This is a genomic window from Levilactobacillus spicheri DSM 15429, from assembly GCF_001435095.1.
Classification (GTDB): domain Bacteria; phylum Bacillota; class Bacilli; order Lactobacillales; family Lactobacillaceae; genus Levilactobacillus; species Levilactobacillus spicheri.
Map to the genome: position 1 here is coordinate 106970 of NZ_AZFC01000012.1, position 17810 is coordinate 124779.

Sequence of the window (17810 nt, forward strand, 5' to 3'; positions counted from 1 at the left end):
AAGAGGGGCACGCTTATGAACTGGCAACAACTTTTTCAGTTGCGGATCCTCAATCGCGGTTATGATTATTATCAATCCGGGCACGTCCATCAGTTGCAACGAACGGCCACGCAACTGGTGGCGCAGGTCCAAGGATCACAAAGGTACCAAGTCACCATCACGTTACACCACGGGAAGGTCCAGACCATGACCTGTGATTGTCCGTATGCCGCTGGACAGCGCAACTGTAAACACATGGCCGCCGTCTTATTTGCCGCCGAAGAGACCGCTACTGGCGATGGGGACGATTCGATGACCGATCTCATCGCCCAGGCGACGACGGAACAAATGCGGGACTTTTTGAGGTTGGTGCTACCACACAACCCGGCCCTCGTGGCCTTGTTTCGCAATAGTTCTCCCACGGAACCCGTCCGGCCGATTCAACCAGCGATTGAGGTCATTGACGCCATTTGTGACCAGTACACGGACCAAGACTTTATCGACTATGAAAACGCGACCCCGTTTGCGGACGAACTCTTAACCTACCTCGATGGGGACCTCACCGCAGCGTTACGGGATCACCAAGATCAGGACGTTTTCGCGGCCGTGAGTCACCTGTTTTTAGTGCTCGACCAACTGGAGATCGACGATTCCGACGGTGAGGTCATGATGTTGCTCGATGCGGGGACGACGCTTTGGACGCAGCTGATCCATCAGGCCGCCTTACCATTGAAGCGGCGACTCTTCGACTGGCTACGCACGCAACTGCAACACCCCTTAGACGTCATCGAGGAAACCGTTCAAGACCTGTTATTCAACGCCGACTTCACGGAGCCCGAATTTCTAACGGCTAAGCTCGCCCTCGCAAACGACGCGATTCGGCGGGCCCACCATTTGCCAAGCTGGGAAAGAGACGATCGGGTTGACCGGTGGACCGGTCTGCGGCTCAAGGCCATGGTCTCGGCGGAAGTCGCCGATGCCGATATCGAGGCCTTCTGTCGCGCCAACGTGACCCGACACCGGATTCGCGACTACTACGTGGATTTTTGCCTGCAGCGGCACCGGCCCCAGGAGGCCATCGCGCTATTACAGGAGGGAAAACGGGTGAATTGTGACTTATCCGGCGTGGTGTGTCACGATAGTCAACGGCTCGTGGCCATTTATCAGCAACTCGGCCAAACCGCTAACTACCGCCAGGAACTCTGGCGCTTACTGACCACTTACGATCCAGCCAACTTGGACGAGTTTCAGGCCTACCGGGCCTCGTTTCAAGCGTCCGAGTGGCCGGCGCAACGGCAAAAACTCCTGGCAACGTTAAAGGCCCACGTAGCGCCCGCCGACTTGGCGCCGCTATACGCCCATGAGAAGCTGGAGCAACCGTTGCTCCAGGCAATCATCGCCCAAGACGGTTTAGCGGGGGTCCGAACTTATGGACCGGCCCTCAAAACAAAATACGCTAAGCGGATTTTACAAAAATACGTCGCCACCGCCCAACAAGCCATGCGGACCACGGGGCCCCGGCAGCATTACCGCCAAGTGGTGGCTATGTTACGCGAAATGGCCACCTATTCCAATGGAGCGATTCAGACCCAACAACTCGTCAGCGAGTGGCAACAAGCCTATCCCCGGCGCACGGCCATGCTGGATGAACTCGCAAAATTTGAACCCTAATCATGATAATCAAAAAGTGAGGTAAATTATGGCAACAGCAACCACCACACTGGCGGACCTGGCTCAACCGGTTCACCAGCAACTACAGCAGTACCGCGTGCAACAGATTCAGGCCGTCCTGACCTTACTGGACGAGGGCAACACGGTCCCGTTTATCGCCCGTTATCGGAAGGAACGCACCGGGACGTTGGACGAGGTCGCCATCCGCGACATCGAAGACGAGGCCCATCGGCTCCAAAAGCTGAACCAGCGCCGCCAAGACGTTTTGAAGTTGATCACGGAGCAGGGCAAGCTCACCCCGCAACTTAAGCAGCAGTTGGTCCAGGCGACCGCCCTCCAACAGGTCGAGGACTTGTACTTACCCTATAAACAAAAGCGTCGGACCAAGGCCACCGTGGCACGGGAAGCCGGGTTAACGCCGCTGGCCAAGTGGCTATTGACCTTCCCGGCGAGCGGACTCGATGCCCGGGCCCGGACGTTTATCGCCGCCGACAGGGGGCTCACCGACCTGGACGCCGTCTGGGCCGGGGTCCACGAGATCCTGGCCGAGACGTTTAGCGAGCAGGCCGCCTTTCGCGAGTGGATCCGCCGCTACACCTGGCAACACGGCGAGCTGACCAGCAAGCTCAAGCGGGGCGCCGAGGATGAGCAACAGGTCTACGCCACCTACTACGACTTTCACCAAGCCTTGAAACAACTGCCACCGTACCGGGTCCTGGCGCTCAACCGCGGGGAACGCGAAAAGGTCCTCACGGTCGGCATCGCCGTAGACCCCACGTCCATCTTGCAATACGGGCATTTTCGGTTAGTCGGGCAACACCGCGGCCCGGCCGTCGCCAAGATCACGGCGGCGTTTGCCGACGCCTACAAGCGCTTCTTAGGCCCGGCCATCGAACGGGAGCTGCGGCGCCAGCTGACCGACACGGCCGCCGCCCACGCCATTCAGGTCTTCGGCAATAACCTCTACCACCTGTTGATGCAGGCACCGCTGAAGGGCAAGGTCGTGATGGGCTTTGACCCGGCGTACCGGACCGGTTGTAAACTGGCCATCATGGACGCCAACGGCCGCTTCTTGGCCAAGCAGGTGATTTACCCGCATAAGCCCGCCAGCGCCAAGCAACGTGCCGCGGCGGGGCCCGCGTTCAAACGATTACTCGACCAGTACCACGTCGAGATGATCGCCATCGGCAACGGGACCGCTAGCCGGGAGTCCGAGGAGTTCGTCAGTGAGATCTTGAAGACGCTGGATCACCCGGTCTACTACGTCATCGTCAATGAAGCGGGGGCTTCCGTGTACTCGGCGAGCGCCAACGCCCGGGCCGAATTCGCCGACCTGCACGTGGAAGAGCGCTCGGCCGTCAGCATTGGCCGGCGGCTGCAGGACCCCTTAGCCGAACTGATCAAGGTCGACCCCAAGGCCATCGGGGTGGGGCAGTACCAACACGACGTCCCCGAAAAGGCGCTGGACGAACAGCTGGACCGGGTCGTGGAAACGGCGGTCAACCAGGTCGGCGTCAACGTCAATACGGCCAGCCCGGAACTCCTGACCCACATCTCCGGCTTAACGGCGACCACCGCGCAGAACATCGTGACCTATCGCAACGACCACGGGGCCTTTGCGAACCGGCAGGCCCTGAAAAAGGTGCCGCGGTTAGGACCCAAGGCCTACCAGCAGGCGGTCGGCTTCCTGCGGATCATCGCTGGGAGCGACCCGTTAGACAACACGGACATTCACCCGGAAAGCTATGCGGCCGCGCGAAAACTCCTCACGGCGTTCCACGCAACGCCCCAGGACGTGGGAAGTCCGCAACTGAAACACCCATTGGCCCAGCTAAACCGTTCCCAGTGGGCCCAACAGCTCGACCTGGGAACGGCCACGCTGGCGGACATCCTCGACGGCTTGCAGAAGCCGGGCCGCGACCTGCGGGATAGCATGCCGGCCCCGTTACTGCGTCAAGACGTCTTGACCATGGCGGACCTCAAACCGGGGATGGAGCTTCAAGGCACCGTCCGCAACGTGGTCGATTTCGGCGCGTTCGTGGACATCGGCGTGAAGCAGGACGGCCTGGTCCACATTTCGCAGCTGGCCGACCACTACGTCAGTGACCCCAGCACGGTGGTCACGATTGGCGATATCGTGACCGTCTGGGTGCTGAGCGTCGATGAACAACGGCAACGGATCCAACTGACCATGCGGCAGGACCACCAAGCTTAATTTTAGAGCGTAGAAAAACGACCGGCGGTGACCGGTCGTTTTTTAAGAGTATTCATTGCCAGACTAGAGCTGATCAAAAATCGAACTGTGACTTCCAATCGCTAACAGAGTTGTGACTTCGGGGCTATCGTGGTAGACCAATAAATGGTCGCCGTTATGGCCATCAAAGTGTAACTCCAATACTTCAATCGTTATGGTGGTCCCCAAGCGGCGTTTCAATTGTTGTTTTAATTTATGAGAAACAGATAGTTGATGCACATAAAAATAGTCTGGCAATGGTGCCTGTTGAAAAAAGCAACTAATAACAAATTGCCACGGAGATATTTTCTGCGAGAGAAATGGAACTTGTCCCTGAAAGACTGGTTTCCAACGAGGATTGCGTTTAACCTTCTTAAACTGCTTATGAAATAAAGCTGTTCGCTCAATTCGATGAGGCATTATTCAAGTGACCGTTCTAATTCTTCAATAGTTGTTCCGCCGGGAAGCGATTGATGCTTGCTGTGAGCATCAACCATTTCTAGAATCGATGCATTCACTGCTTCATTAGGGAGCGCAAAATTATCGGGCAAGCCGTGCTCAGCGACACCCGTCAAAATAATTCGGATATACTCCGAAATAGTAAGACCGTTCTTGGCAAGTTCTTCTTGCGCCTTTGCTTTGACGTCTGCATTAATCCGTGAATTAATTCTACCCGTTCGCATATCTTGCATTCAAAACACCTCTTTTGAAATGATTGTACACCATACGTCATACGTGTCAATGAAAGTCCTTTAACGACTGCAAGCGTCTTAAGAACGGCGAAATGACTGTTAAAGTTCGCTGAACCTGGTTTTTTAAAACAGATATTCTGTTAAAATGGAAAAGGCAATCAACGCAGTGCAATTTGACCTGCTGCAACATGGCTGACACGCTGGGTCCTGACGACCGATCAATACCATTGTTTTAGCAGCAACCAACCACGTTCCCCTAAGAAGGCGGTGACAACTGATGACGGAAAAGGAAAAGATGATGGCCCTCATTGCCAAGAAGAAGCAAGACGGCCATAACAAGCAGCGGACTAGCGCCAAGAACGACCGCAAGAACATGCGCAAGGGCCCCAAGATTTTCAACAAGTAGGGCTAAAATCAGTTCCAGTAGGACCAGTCGGGGCACGGCTGGTCCTTTTTGGCGAGCCCCCGGACCGGCAGTTGCCGGCAACGTGTTCTTTAGCTCCCAGATAACGTATAATGAGTTTAGCAACAGCTAGACCAGCTAAAAAGGAGAAATAATTATGAATGTCAAGCAGAGAAACCACCGGCTGCGGGGCGGCGGGACCCTCATCATGGGCGGCCTCCTGGGGTTAATGTCGTTAATTGGTAGCGCTAACACCCCGGCGAAGGCGGCTAGTGTGGTCACGCCGCTACCGCCCAACGCATATTACGCCGTGCAAGACGGACAACTCGCCGACCTGACCGCGACCGGGATGACGGCTGCCCACCCGTTAGACCGAACCACGCCCACCACCTGGACGGCCACGGCTCAAACCGACGTGCCCACCGCGACCGGCCAGACCAATCGATATCTCTACATAAGTAGTGCCCAAGATGGCGTACAAGGGTGGACGGCCGCCACTAATCTGCGAGCGGGCCGCACCTACCAAACGACCGCGCCACAAGCCGTTAAGGCCCGAAACTATGTGGTCGTGAAGTCGTTTAAAGCCGCCCCGGTGCCGACCCGCAAGGTTTACCGGCTGGTCGGGCAGCGGCGGGCCATGCATTGGCAGGCCCGGGCAAGCTTGCAGCGGGACAAGACCTACCGGGTCACCCAACGCCGGACCTATTACCAAGCCGGGAAGGCCTATACCTACCTGCGCGTCACCAGCGGGAAGACCACCGGCTGGGTCTGGCAAGCGGATCTGAAACGTGGGACCGCCTACAACGTGGCGCACCACCAAGCCGCCATTAAGACCAAGCTCCAGAAGTACCTCAACTCGGTGACTAAGGATGGGACCGCCGCGGTCGCCTTTTATAACCTCACTCCCGTTAAGGGCAGCCGCGCGGCTAAAGCTCCCCACGCGGCGGTCTATCGGCAGGGGAAACTGGCCGTTAACGCCCGGGGCAATCACGTCACCACGTCCGCCAGCACCTATAAACTCTACATCGCCGCGTATTTGATGCATTTAAAGCAACGCCACCGCTTCTCCTGGACCCACGCAAACCGGGCGGGGATGACCCGGATGATCGTTAAATCGGCCAACGATTACCCGGTCAGCGTGCTCCAACGGCACGGCCGAACGTCCATTAACCACTGGGTAACGTCACAGGGCTACTACGGCCACCCGTTCAGCGCGACCCGGGCTTCGCGAACCACGGCGAACAGTCTGGTCAGGGTTTTAAAGGACCTTCAGCTGGGGCAGCAGGCCTTCACCAACCAACAAGACCGAGCCTTCATCCTAAGCTTGATGAAACGTCAGGTCTATCGCCGCGGCATCCCCACGGGGGTGGCCCGCGCGGACAAGGGGACGGTGGTCCGGGATAAGGTCGGTTTCCTGAACGACAACAACGGCGACGCCGGCATCGTGACGCTGCCCAACGGCCAACGGTACATACTAGCGGTTCTCACCTGGGGCCGCGGCCAACACGGGTTTAGCGGTTACCCCCGGATCGCGCGGATTGCTGAACACGTGCAGAAAATCGTTTATTAAGAATATTATTACCAGCAAAAGGGCCACAGCAGGGAAAACCTGTTGTGGCCCTTTTGCTATGGATTAAACGTTATAGACGGTTTCTTTTGAGGATTTGATTCAAGGGCTAGCTTGCTGAAAATTAGAAAATCAGTCAGATTAAGACGTAAGTATCAACCAACAGTTTATAGATAGCTAACCAACGGATTCTTCTATTATCCCATAATCCGCTTATACTAGTTCTTGTAGTTGCGATACAGCAACGAGTGACAGCGCTCGATAATCAACTAAAGGGTGATAGAAGCATCATCTCATCTTTTAATTAAGTTCATGAGGGGGAAACAATTATGTCAGTTGAAAACAAAGTGATCGTCATCACCGGGGCTTCTTCCGGGATCGGGGAAGCCAGCGCCAAGTTATTAGCCAGTCACGGGGCCAAGGTGGTTCTGGGGGCCCGACGGGAAAGCCGGCTGCAAGCCTTAGTACAAACCATTAAAGACCAGGGCGGTCAAGCCGCCTACCGGGTCACCGACGTTACGAACCCCGCCGACCTCACGGCACTGGTCGATTTAGCGAAAACCACATTCGGCGGAATCGATGTGATTTTCAATAACGCCGGCATCATGCCCACGTCACCAATCAGTGCACTGAAGGTCGCTGAATGGAACGCCATGATCGATGTGAATTTAAAGGGCGTTCTAAACGGGGTGGCAGCCGTGATGCCTGCATTTACCAAACAAAAGCACGGTCAAATTATTACCACGTCTTCGGTCGCTGGCTTGAAGAGCTTCGTGGGTTCCGGGGTTTACGGGGCCACTAAGTTTGCCGTACGGAACTTAATGGAAGTCATCCGGATGGAGAGCGCCCAGGAACATACGAATATTCGCACGACCAGCCTTTACCCAGCCGCCATCAACACGGAACTGTTACACACGATTACGGATACCAGCTCCAAGCAGGGAATGAATCAGCTCTACAACGCTGTGGGCATCACCCCAGACGCCGTCGCTCGGGTGGTCGACTTTGCAGTCGCGCAACCGGACGACGTGAACGTCAACGAATTTACGATTTACCCAACTAAACAGGGTTAAGCCCTGTGAACTCATCAGAAAGAAGCGATTCACGAATGGAACGATTAAGTGCACCAGCAAGAATTTATCAGTGGTTGATTTTGGGATTGGTGATCATTCAGTTGCTAGGTCTGATTGTCCCCGTCAACCTGACCGTTCTGGATGCCATCTGTGCCATTGGGGTTTCCGTACTCGGTCTGCCGCACCTCAGTCGTTCCTTTCAAGTTGCGACGCTGATCTTTTTTCTGGCCGGTCTAGGACTGATGGCGACAACCGGCTTATCCGTGAGTCACTTGGCGGCAGCCATTACGTCCATGGTCGATATCGTGGTCTTACTGGTCGTGATGCAGCTATTCTTGATTCCCGTCACCGTGGGCCACTATCAAGCTGCCGTTGGGGCCTTCATGCAGCGCCACGTTCATGGGCCAAAACAGACCTACACCTTCGTTATGCTGGTGACGCATCTGCTCTCCAGCATCCTTTCGATGGGGACTGTGGCCATCGTCCTCTCGATTTTAGGTGACAGTATTCGCCACCAGGTCAAAGATTCCGCCCACTTTGCGGCTACTTCCGTTCTCCGAGCGTTTACGTTGGGCACGCTGTGGGCGCCCGGCGCCGCGACGATTTTTCTGATCAGTACCGTCACTCAGGTGAGGTGGACCCGGCTCTTTCTCCCGTGCCTAATTCTGGGACTATTGGGATTGATCCTGGCGTACCTGATGGAGCACCGGCAACCGTACATGCGGGTTCAACCGGTGCCTAGTCGGTCCGAACCGGCCACGCCCGTCACAGCTCACGCGCCACTCCTGGGCCTGGTTTTGGCGGTCCTGGTTCTGTTGGCACTGAGTTTCGTTCTGATGGAAAAACAGGTAGCAAGCTCAATGGATTCGGTGACCCTTGCCGGGTTGGTGGTCGTGGGTGGCTGGCTTGGCCTACTCGGTTGCCGCAAGGCTGATTCGCAAGCGTTCAAACCGGTTTTAAGGCAAGCTGGACGTACCTACTGGCAACGCGGGTTGACCGGTGGGGCGGCGTTAGCACCTTTCTTTGTGGGGATTGGGACCTTCACATACGGGTTTGAACACTCGACACTGAGCCCCGCGCTGACCAAGGCGCTAGCTCCCGAATTTGCGCACCTGGGCTGGAGCGTCATCGTCCTAATTCCATTGATCGTGGTACTGGTGTCACTGGTGGGCATTCATCCGTTAGCTTCGGTGGCCCTGATTGGCAAGATCATCATGACCCTGCACGTGGCCGTCTCACCACTATTAATTGCGTTAAGTCTCAATATCGGTAGTGTGGTCGCGTACATGTTTTCGCCGTTTGCGGGGATCGTCCTGATCGTGGCCACGCTCCTAAACGTTCATCCCGCCACGGTTTCGGTTCGTTGGAATTGGCGATTTTCCCTGACGTTCTTAGTTCTGAGTCTGGGCGTGGCGACGCTATTGAGTTTTGTCTTCTAAAGAAATGAGGTTATTTAAAATGAAAAAAGTGATTTTATTGGGTGCCACGAGTAATATTTCCCGTTATTTGATTCCGCGGTTGTTGCAACAAGCGGATGTGACCCTCACGTTATTTGCCCGGCAAGCCACTCGGCGTCTCGGTCAATACGCGGATCAGCCGCGGGTGACTCTGGTCGATGGCAACTGGAATCAATTAGACGACCTGGTCCGGGCCATCGCGGGGCAAGACCTCGTCTACCTGGCCACCGGACACTTCACCACCGCGAATCAAAACGTGGTTCAAGCCATGAAGCGGACTCACGTGGACCGGCTCATCGTTGCGGGCGGACTCGGCATCTATGATGAAGTTGCCGGTAAGTTTGGCGCCTGGAACGCCCGGATGATGGGCGACTATACCGAAATCAAGCGGGCGGCCGCGGTGATTGACCATAGTGGCCTGAACTATACTTTTTTACGCATGGCGTGGTTGTATAACAACGACCAGCACACGGCCTACAAGGTGATTCCCCAGGGCACGCCCTTTAAGGATACGCAGGTCACCCGTCAGGCTGTGGCCACGTTGATCGCCGAAATGGTGCAAACCCCACAGCTCTACCAACGTGCCAGCATCGGGGTCGCCGAACCCAACACCGCTTGGGACAAGCCGGCATTTTATTAGGAGGTTTTGGCTATGCAGATTCACGTTCAACTAAATAACGGCTATTTGCCCCAACGGTATACCCGTGAGGCGACCGACCGGTACCAAGCACAACCAGTCGAATCGTTTCCAATGATGCTCCAAGACATTCCCGCCCAAACGGTGGCACTGGCCGTCTCACTCATCGACTACGACGCCGTACCCCGAACCGGGTTTCCGTTCATTCATTGGTTAGCGGCTAACATCCCCGTCATGACCGAGCTGCCGGCGGACTTTAGTCGGCAATTTACCGGTCCGCAGGGGCAAACGTCATGGATGTCACGCTTTTACCAGCTAGACGATCCTTATTTCGCGCAGCATTACGCCGGGCCTAATCCACCAGATCAACCGCATCACTATACTTTGACGGTCTGGGCCCTTAAGACCCATCTGGCATTAACTAACGGGTTTTACTACAACGACTTTCGTGACCAATTAGCGGGGAACGTGCTCGCCAAGGACGAAATTCAGCTTTTAGCACAATAGCAATTTAGAAGGGAGTTTTTTAAGATGGCAAATAATGAGAACAGCGTTAAACAGGGTTTATTTGCGATGGGCGACCTCAACGTGGCCTTCCAACAATACTTTACGGGGCCAGCTACCACAATTCTCTGGTCAAAGACGACCAGGTCAACGTTACGGTTAGCAACGTTAGCTTCGAACCGGGCGCGCGGAACAACTGGCATATTCACCACAACGGCTACCAGATTCTCCTGGTGACCGGTGGGGAAGGCTGGTACCAAGAAGCCGGACACCCCACCCAACGTTTACACCCCGGGGATGTCGTGTTCACCCACGATGGCGTGAAGCACTGGCACGGCGCAACCAAGGATAGTTGGTTCAGTCACATCGCCATCACCGCGGGCACGCCCGAATGGTTGGAACCCGTCAGTGACGCCGACTATCAGGCTTTAGATCAGGAGGGTTAGCCATGAAAGAAGTCAACATCACGGTCGACGGCCAGACCTTAACGGCTAACTTCGAAGAGAACGCGACCACGGCCGCTTTACTGGCACAATTTCCATTGACGCTCCCAATGCTTAACCTGTATTCTCGGGAATTGACCTACCGGTTCAAGCAGGCCTTACCAGCCAATGAAGCCCGGACGTCCGGATACGCGGTCGGGGACATCGCCTACTGGACGCCCCGGCATAGCTTCGTCATTTTCTACCGGCAAACAGGGGAAGTCATTGGTGACTTACAAAAAGTGGGCCACCTTAATGGCGATCTCAAGCAATTTCGTGCCGCCGGTAACGTTGAAATGACGTTTAAAGAAGCTCAGTTAGGGGCAAGCGAATGAAAAATATTTTAATTTTAGGGGCTAACGGCCGGATTGCTAGAATCGTTGAACGCCGGCTCTTGGCCGAGACCACTGATCATCTGACACTGGTTTTACGCCATACTGAGCGTTTAACTGTGCTGGATGCCGAACGGGAAACCATCGTCGAGGGCGATGCCAGTGACCCCGCATTATTGGCGCGTTTGCTACCAGGTCAAGACCTCGTCTATGCCAACTTAGCTGGCAATATGACCTTACTGGCCCAAACGATTACGACGACCATGCTTAAGTTCAACGTGGTCCCCCTCGTGTGGATCACGGGTTCTGGTTTATATCACGAAACACCGGAACCCTTTGGCTCCTGGGTCGAAAAAGTCGTTGGCCACGCCTCGAAAGAAGATACCCGCCGAGCCGCTCAAATTATTGAAAAGTCGACGCTACATTATACGATTATCCGAGCAGCCTACATGACGGATGATGCCAAGATTGATTATGAACTGACCCAAAAGGGGGAATCCTTCAAGGGAACGTTGGTTTCCCGGGCCAGCATTGCGGATCTAGTGTTGAAAATTTTGAGTCAGCCCCAACGTTACACGCGCACCAGCTTGGGGATTGCTCAACCAGGAACCGACGATTGTCTACCACAGATTAAACTAATGGCAAAGAATCAATAAAGAGCGGAGATCGTTAAGTAAAATGAGGCCCCAAAATGAGCTTGAGAATCAACACCAAGCCCATTTTAGTGTTACTTTTTTTCGGCAATGGTTTGAATAAAGTCGTGCAAAAAGTCAGCCGTCTTTTTGCCGGGCAACTTGGTGCTCAGCAGCCCATAGTCGACCGTAATATCGGTCTTCAAGGGGACCGTCACCAGGTTAGGATGGATGCTTTTCCACGGCGTTAACGAAATCATGGCAATATTTTCTTCCACTGTTTGGTTGAACGTGTTGATATCGTACCGGCCCGTCGTCTCCACGGGTTGAATCGTGGGCACGGCCGCGAGCATTTGCTGCCGTAAGCGGTCATTCTTTTCGCTAACGCCCTGGGGAACCATCAAGACCTTTGCGTGGGCTAAATCGGCGAAGGTGATTTCGTCCAGCTGTGCCAAGGGGTTGTCACTCCTGACGGCAATGCCGAAGTGGTAGGCGCCTAACTTGGTGGCGCTAAATGAGTGCTTGAGCGTGGCACTGTCAAAGGTGCCGACCATCAAGTCGCTACTACGTCCCAGCATCGCGTATTCTCGGTTACTGGAATTGAGATCCTCCTGTAACTGAACGAGGCGAATCTGAAACTTAGGCATGCTGGGCGCCACTCTTTTCCACAGGGCCATGAAGGGGTCCGCCGGGTGAAGTAACGACGTCCCTAGCAGGATGACGCGCTTGTCATCGGTCCGCACTCGCCGGGTCTCTTCGACCGCCGTGTTCAAGAGGTCGAGTAGTTGGTGCACGTAGGGTTGAAACGTCTTGCCTTGGGGCGTCAACGTGACCCCCGTGGCGGTACGCGTAAAGAGCTTTAAGTTTAATTCATTTTCTAGCCGATTGATCTGCTTCATCACGGCGGTTCCCGAGATAAAACTTTGTTCGCCAGCCTTGGTAAAACTACCGTATTCGCTGACCCGTAAAAAGGTCTGTAACTGATTAATGTCCATGGTCATCCCTCCGATAGTTTTAGTGTAAACTAAAAGTTTTTACGAACCAATCAAAAGGCCTTAACTGTTCATTTAGAATGGCGTGCTATGAAATAGAATTCGCTCTACAGCAGCAAACTGAATAGAGCTTAGTGTGACTATCTATGAACTAAAAGTTCAATCTAATCAAACCAACCGTGTGGACCAAAAACAACTTTTAAGTTTGATAATAAGTTAGTCAAAACTCTATCCGCAACCGCGAGACTTTCTGATTTGTAGAATGCTTACAATCCTTTAATGACAGCAGGCAGCGAGTCTTAACTAGCTTCCAAACCGTCCGTTCTATATAATTGACCTGACAAGTTCATTAGGAGGTCAATCGAATGCAGGTTAATGACTATCAAGATTTACGCGTCCAGCGCACGATTACCAGTATTTACGATGCATTTAAACAACTCATTTGTGAAAAAGACTATTCAAAAATTACCGTGACCGAGCTCGCACGGTTAGCACGGATCAATAAAAAGACGTTTTACCGTTACTATCCGACGTTGGACGACCTCCTCCGTGAGTTACAGGCTCAGTACTCGAAGGCCTACCTCGACAAGATTGCTGATCTACGCTACCCACGTGATTTGGCCAAGAGTGTGGCAGCTTTTTTTACCTATTCTGCCAGCCAAGGCGAGGCTTACGACCGGATTACCACTTGTACGGTGGGGTCGTACGTGGGTATTCGGCAACAAATGATCAATGATGTGATGACTAAAACCTGGGGACAATCCCCGGAATTTAACCAATTAGCCGACTGGCAAAAACAGATCTTATTGAATTTTGTGGAACAGACGGGGCTAAAGGTTTACACCACTTGGGTGGCCAACGGGCGAGTCGAACCGTTAGCCGACGTGATTCGAGCAGCCACGGCGTTAATGCAAGGTGGGGTAACTCAGTATTTAAATTTAACTAAATAGATGGCCGTTCAGACGGTGATTATCGAATTTTTCTCGATAATCACCGTTTTTTGGTAGTTTTATGCGTCACATTCCTCAAAAGGGTGGCATATGTCTCACTTTGAAAAAGAGTGCCCATTTTTTTGCCGTGGGGTTCCTTGCATAATAAAGCCATCAACTAAATCACGGAGGTTATCAGAAATGTCAATACAACTTAATGAGGAACAAGCGGTCACTCAGGTAGTTCACCAGCAGGTTCAAGGGATGCTCACCAAGAATTTAGCGTTACTGGACCAGGTCATTGCCCCGAACGCCAAGTTCTTTCACATTACGGGACAAGTTCAAAGTAAGACGGAGTGGTTACGCCAGATTCGGTTAGGCCGAATGCATTATTTTAGCAGTCGGGAGGTTTTGTTTCAGGCTACTGTGACGGGTGATCAGGCTCAGGTCATTGTGCGTAACGAACTAGATGCCCGCATTTACGGGTTCCGCAACACTTGGCCGCTACAATCGCAAGTCAAGTTAGTTAAAGGACCACGAGGCTGGCAAATTATTGAAGCTCACGCCTCGATGTATTAATTAAGGAGGAAACATGACAAAAAGAAGAATGACCATCGCGACCATCGCGCTACTCATTGCGAACTTTATGGGGGGCTTAGACGCCACCATCGTTAATACGGCTTTACCGGCCATTACCAGCGACCTTAACGGAATTCGACTCATTGGTTGGATCAGCTCTATTTTTTTACTGGGAACGGCAGTAACTACGGTCTTATGGGGACGCGTCGGTGAAGCGATTGGCAACAAACGAACTTTTCAGATTTCAGTGATTCTTTTTATTGTTAGTTCGTTGGTCGGCGGCTTGTCCACCAGCATGCTGATGTTAATCGTCGCCCGAGCCTTCATGGGAATTGGTGCCGGCGGAATGGTCTCGATTCCGTTCATCATTTACGCCGATCTGTACGCCAACCCAGCTGAACGGGCACGTGCTTTGGGATGGGTGACCGCATTTTACACCTTATCGACCGTTGTGGGACCACTAATTGGGGGTTGGTTGGTCGATACGCTCTCGTGGCACTGGGTCTTTTTCATTAACCTACCCATCGGGATTATTTCATTACTCCTTTTACAATTTTCCTACCGTGAAGGGAATCGTGCGGCCACACAAAACCGCTTCGATTATTTAGGTTCCGGCCTGTTGATTGCGACTCTGGTCGTCTTGTTATTCGCCAGTGATTCAATTGCGACCAATATCGGTCAAACACTGGTGTTGGTCATCATCGGTTTAGTGCTCATGGGCGTCTTCTATCACGTCGAAAAGCATCAAACCCACGCCTTAGTGCCCGTTGAACTACTAAAAAACTGGCAGATTCAATCCCAGAACGTCATCATGTTCTTAATTAACGGCTTTTTCATCGGGTACAGTGTTTACGCGCCAATGTGGGCGCAAGGGCTCTTAGGAACCAACGCGACTTACGGGGGGCTGACTCAAATTGCCGGGTCCGTGCTACTGCTTATTGGAACGCGCTACACGGCGCATCTTATGGAGAGGCTTCCTTACAAACACATCGTCATGCTAGGCAGTCTTAGCGTTTTATTGTCAGCAGTCGCCATGACACTGGCGACCCAATCCGCTCCTTATTGGTGGTTGTTGGTTAGTGGGGGCTTTAACGGCCTGGGAATGGGGCTGGCCTTTACCCCCATGCAGGTGTCGTTACAGGACGGTGTACGGCAAGACTTAATTAGCGTCTCAACCACATTCGGCTTACTTTTTAGAACCTTGGGCCAGACGTTTATGTCCGCCATTTTTGGGGCAGTTTTGAGTCTAAGCACGGCTAGTCAGGTCGGCGGTCGGCTCACCACGCGGATGATGAACCAATTGACCGACGCTAGCTCAGCTCGTCATTTACCTCAAACCCTGTTACCCCAATTACGGACCATTTTATTCAACGGTTTGCATCTGATTATGGGGATTGGCTTGGTCCTCGTCATTTTAGCCATTTTTATCAACCTCATCCGGAAAGAACCCGCCAAACAACCCCGGTAAAACAATAAGCGTCGTTTCCATCAAAAGCGGGGCATAAGTCCCGGTTTCAAAATCATTGACCATTTTTTCAGAACTCAATTCACGAGATAATGACATTGTCATCAAGAAGGGAAGTTACAAATTATGAATACTCAAGAAATCGCAGATCGGTTAGCTTTGAAGGAACTTGTTGATTTATTTTCTAATTACTCGGACACCAAGGAAAATGACAAGCAGGTCCAGCTGTTCACTCCGAACGGTCGCGTTAATATCATCAATGATGGTGAGGTCACGTTTACGCTAGACGGACGGGAGGCCATTCTAAACGCCTTCAGTTCTTCCATGGATGACTATTCCGCTGTCTTTCACATGAGTGGTCAACAAACCGTTAGTTTTAAAGACGCTACCCATGCGGATGGTATTGCCTACAATTACGTAACCCTGGTTAAGACCAACGGCCAAGGACAAGCGGTCACCACTAACGAAGGCGTGCGCTATCAAGACCAGTACGAAAAGATTGATGGTCAGTGGTATATTGCCGAACGTAATTCCAACTTTATCTGGCATACGGAGGAGGTTCACTAACATGCAAAAAGGATTAATTATTGGGGCGACCGGTTCGATCGGCCGGACCGTGCGAAAAATGATGTTGGCACAAACCGACGTCCATTTAACCCTCTATTCCCGGCGGGCCAACCGACTCAATCTGGACGCTAAGCGAGAAACAGCCATCGCCGGAAGTGCTTTAGATGACAAGCAGCTAGATCAGGCCATTTGCGGTCAGAACTTCGTCTTTGTGGCACTAAGTGGTGACATGGCTAACTTTGCCGCACATATTGTGGCGTCCATGGAACGGGTCAACGTCCACCGACTAATTTTTATCACCACCATGGGCATTTACCAAGAAATTCCGGCGTGGTTGGGCGACTCACCGGAGCCATACCACAATCCCATTTTGAAGTCTTTCCGGCAAGCGGCTGACCGGATCGAACAGTCGTCCTTAAACTACACCATCATCCGTCCCGGCTGGTACACTAACGGTCCCATCAATTACGAAATTACGCAAAAGGGAGAACCCTTTGGCGGACACGATGTTTCGCGTCAGAGCATCGCGGATTACGTGATTCGTTTAATCAACGACTCAACTCTAGACAACCAAGCTAGCGTCGGCATCAATACACCAGAATAGAAGAGGAGATACAATCAATGAAAAATGAACTCACGTTAAACAATGGTCTCAAAATGCCCTTACTGGGATTTGGCGTCTTCCAAATTCCCGACTTCGAAGACTGCAAACAGGCCGTTTTAACGGCCCTACAACAAGGTTATCGCCTGATTGACACGGCTGCTGCGTACGGTAACGAGCGCGCGGTGGGCGCCGCCATTCGCGAAAGTGGCATTCCGCGCGATGAGATTTTTGTGACGACCAAATTATGGATTCAAGACGCCGGTGAAGAAGCCACTAAGGCCGCTATTCAGGCGTCCTTGGATCGCTTGGGGCTGGATTATCTGGACCTCTACTTGATTCATCAACCATTGGGTGACGTTTACGGTACGTGGCGGGCCATGGAAGCTGCCTACCACGATGGCCGCCTGAAGGCCTTAGGAGTCGCCAACTTTGAAAATGATCGGGTACAAGATCTGATGATGCACAACGAGATTAAGCCCGCTGTTGATCAGATTGAACTCCATCCGTTTTATCAGCAACCGCAACGGGTTCAATGGCTTCTGGACCACGATATTGTTCCAGAAGCTTGGGGACCGTTTGCTGAAGGGCAACGGGGCATCTTTACCAATTCAGAAATTCAAAATATTGCGATAGCTCACGGTAAAACCAACGGTCAGGTCATTTTAAAATGGCTGAATCAACGTCAGATTGTCGTAATTCCTAAGTCCGTGCATGCTGCGCGGATTCAGGAAAACGCTCAAATCAACGACTTCGAACTGACCGCAACTGAGATGCAACGTATGGCTGCACTGGACGAAAAGCAAAGTTTATTCGGTAATGCTCATGATCCTGAAGCGGTGAAACAATTGGGAAGTTTCAAGTTTAATTATTAGGTAGATTAGTCGGTTACCCCACTTCTACTCACTAAAAGTACCTCTTAACGTTTATTGATTGGTTAGTAACCATTAAATAAACGCAAAGAGGTATTTTGTTATTAAATTTCGTTTAGCCAACCGTCACTAACCTGGTAACT

Annotated in this window: 18 protein-coding genes and 1 pseudogene; 17 read left to right on the forward strand and 2 right to left on the reverse strand. The window is 52.7% G+C overall.

The genetic code is table 11. From position 1 onward, the window contains the following. The first annotated feature begins 15 nt into the window (after positions 1-15). A complete protein-coding gene (locus tag FD37_RS03240; RefSeq protein ID WP_056963403.1) occupies positions 16-1650 on the forward strand; it encodes an SWIM zinc finger family protein in 1635 nt (544 codons plus the stop codon). 28 nt (positions 1651-1678) lie between these two features. Further along, positions 1679-3865: a Tex family protein gene (locus FD37_RS03245; RefSeq protein WP_056963405.1), complete on the forward strand. Its 2187-nt coding sequence runs from the start codon at positions 1679-1681 to the stop codon at positions 3863-3865. Positions 3866-4302: 437 nt separating this feature from the next. Here the strand turns inward: FD37_RS03245 and FD37_RS03250 are convergent, their stop codons facing one another. Next, entirely contained in the window at positions 4303-4575 is a 273-nt protein-coding gene (locus FD37_RS03250) for a type II toxin-antitoxin system RelB/DinJ family antitoxin (protein WP_056963407.1), read from the reverse strand. 277 nt (positions 4576-4852) lie between these two features. On the opposite strand from FD37_RS03250, the gene FD37_RS13195 reads away from it, so the two are divergent. The 9 genes and pseudogenes from FD37_RS13195 to FD37_RS03295 all read left to right on the forward strand — a co-directional run bounded on the left by FD37_RS13195 (position 4853) and on the right by FD37_RS03295 (position 11686). Then, complete coding sequence (locus FD37_RS13195) at positions 4853-4981, forward strand: hypothetical protein (RefSeq protein WP_045806521.1); 129 nt, start codon at positions 4853-4855, stop codon at positions 4979-4981. 154 nt (positions 4982-5135) lie between these two features. Continuing rightward, positions 5136-6548 (forward strand): serine hydrolase, encoded by a 1413-nt coding sequence (locus tag FD37_RS12565; protein WP_082605105.1) that lies wholly within the window; start codon positions 5136-5138, stop codon positions 6546-6548. Between the two features lie 326 nt (positions 6549-6874). Further along, a complete protein-coding gene (locus FD37_RS03265) occupies positions 6875-7618 on the forward strand; it encodes an SDR family oxidoreductase (RefSeq protein WP_056963409.1) in 744 nt (247 codons plus the stop codon). Positions 7619-7653: 35 nt separating this feature from the next. Next, a complete protein-coding gene (locus FD37_RS03270) occupies positions 7654-9057 on the forward strand; it encodes a hypothetical protein (protein WP_056963411.1) in 1404 nt (467 codons plus the stop codon). 19 nt (positions 9058-9076) lie between these two features. Then, the gene (locus FD37_RS03275; protein WP_056963413.1) at positions 9077-9715 is read left to right on the forward strand and encodes an SDR family oxidoreductase; all 639 of its coding nucleotides are present in this window, start codon (positions 9077-9079) and stop codon (positions 9713-9715) included. A 12-nt stretch (positions 9716-9727) separates the two neighbouring features. After that, positions 9728-10219 carry a YbhB/YbcL family Raf kinase inhibitor-like protein gene (locus FD37_RS03280; RefSeq protein WP_056963415.1) on the forward strand — a complete coding sequence of 164 codons (492 nt, stop codon included), beginning with the start codon at positions 9728-9730 and terminating at the stop codon, positions 10217-10219. A 24-nt stretch (positions 10220-10243) separates the two neighbouring features. Then, positions 10244-10662, forward strand: a pseudogene (locus FD37_RS03285) (cupin domain-containing protein). Positions 10663-10664: 2 nt separating this feature from the next. Continuing rightward, on the forward strand, positions 10665-11033 hold the full coding sequence (locus tag FD37_RS03290; RefSeq protein WP_056963418.1) for a cyclophilin-like fold protein: 369 nt from the start codon (positions 10665-10667) through the stop codon (positions 11031-11033). Beyond that, complete coding sequence (locus FD37_RS03295) at positions 11030-11686, forward strand: NAD(P)H-binding protein (protein WP_056963420.1); 657 nt, start codon at positions 11030-11032, stop codon at positions 11684-11686. Before FD37_RS03290 ends, FD37_RS03295 begins: the two co-directional genes overlap by 4 nt. A gap of 71 nt (positions 11687-11757) precedes the next feature. Here the strand turns inward: FD37_RS03295 and FD37_RS03300 are convergent, their stop codons facing one another. After that, on the reverse strand, positions 11758-12657 hold the full coding sequence (locus FD37_RS03300; protein ID WP_056963422.1) for a LysR family transcriptional regulator: 900 nt from the start codon (positions 12655-12657) through the stop codon (positions 11758-11760). 362 nt (positions 12658-13019) lie between these two features. Between FD37_RS03300 and FD37_RS03305 the strand changes: the two genes are divergently transcribed. From FD37_RS03305 to FD37_RS03330, 6 genes are all read left to right on the forward strand, one after another. Continuing rightward, a complete protein-coding gene (locus tag FD37_RS03305) occupies positions 13020-13604 on the forward strand; it encodes a TetR/AcrR family transcriptional regulator (RefSeq protein WP_056963424.1) in 585 nt (194 codons plus the stop codon). A gap of 180 nt (positions 13605-13784) precedes the next feature. Further along, positions 13785-14162, forward strand: a complete 378-nt coding sequence (locus FD37_RS03310; RefSeq protein ID WP_056963426.1) for a nuclear transport factor 2 family protein — start codon at positions 13785-13787, stop codon at positions 14160-14162. A gap of 13 nt (positions 14163-14175) precedes the next feature. Beyond that, positions 14176-15630, forward strand: coding sequence for an MFS transporter (locus FD37_RS03315; protein ID WP_056963428.1), 1455 nt, complete (start codon positions 14176-14178; stop codon positions 15628-15630). Positions 15631-15753: 123 nt separating this feature from the next. After that, a complete protein-coding gene (locus FD37_RS03320; protein ID WP_225436286.1) occupies positions 15754-16194 on the forward strand; it encodes a nuclear transport factor 2 family protein in 441 nt (146 codons plus the stop codon). 1 nt (position 16195) lies between these two features. Then, positions 16196-16798, forward strand: a complete 603-nt coding sequence (locus FD37_RS03325) for an NAD(P)H-binding protein (protein WP_056963432.1) — start codon at positions 16196-16198, stop codon at positions 16796-16798. Between the two features lie 17 nt (positions 16799-16815). Beyond that, positions 16816-17670: an aldo/keto reductase gene (locus FD37_RS03330; RefSeq protein WP_056963434.1), complete on the forward strand. Its 855-nt coding sequence runs from the start codon at positions 16816-16818 to the stop codon at positions 17668-17670. The last annotated feature ends 140 nt before the right edge of the window (positions 17671-17810 follow it).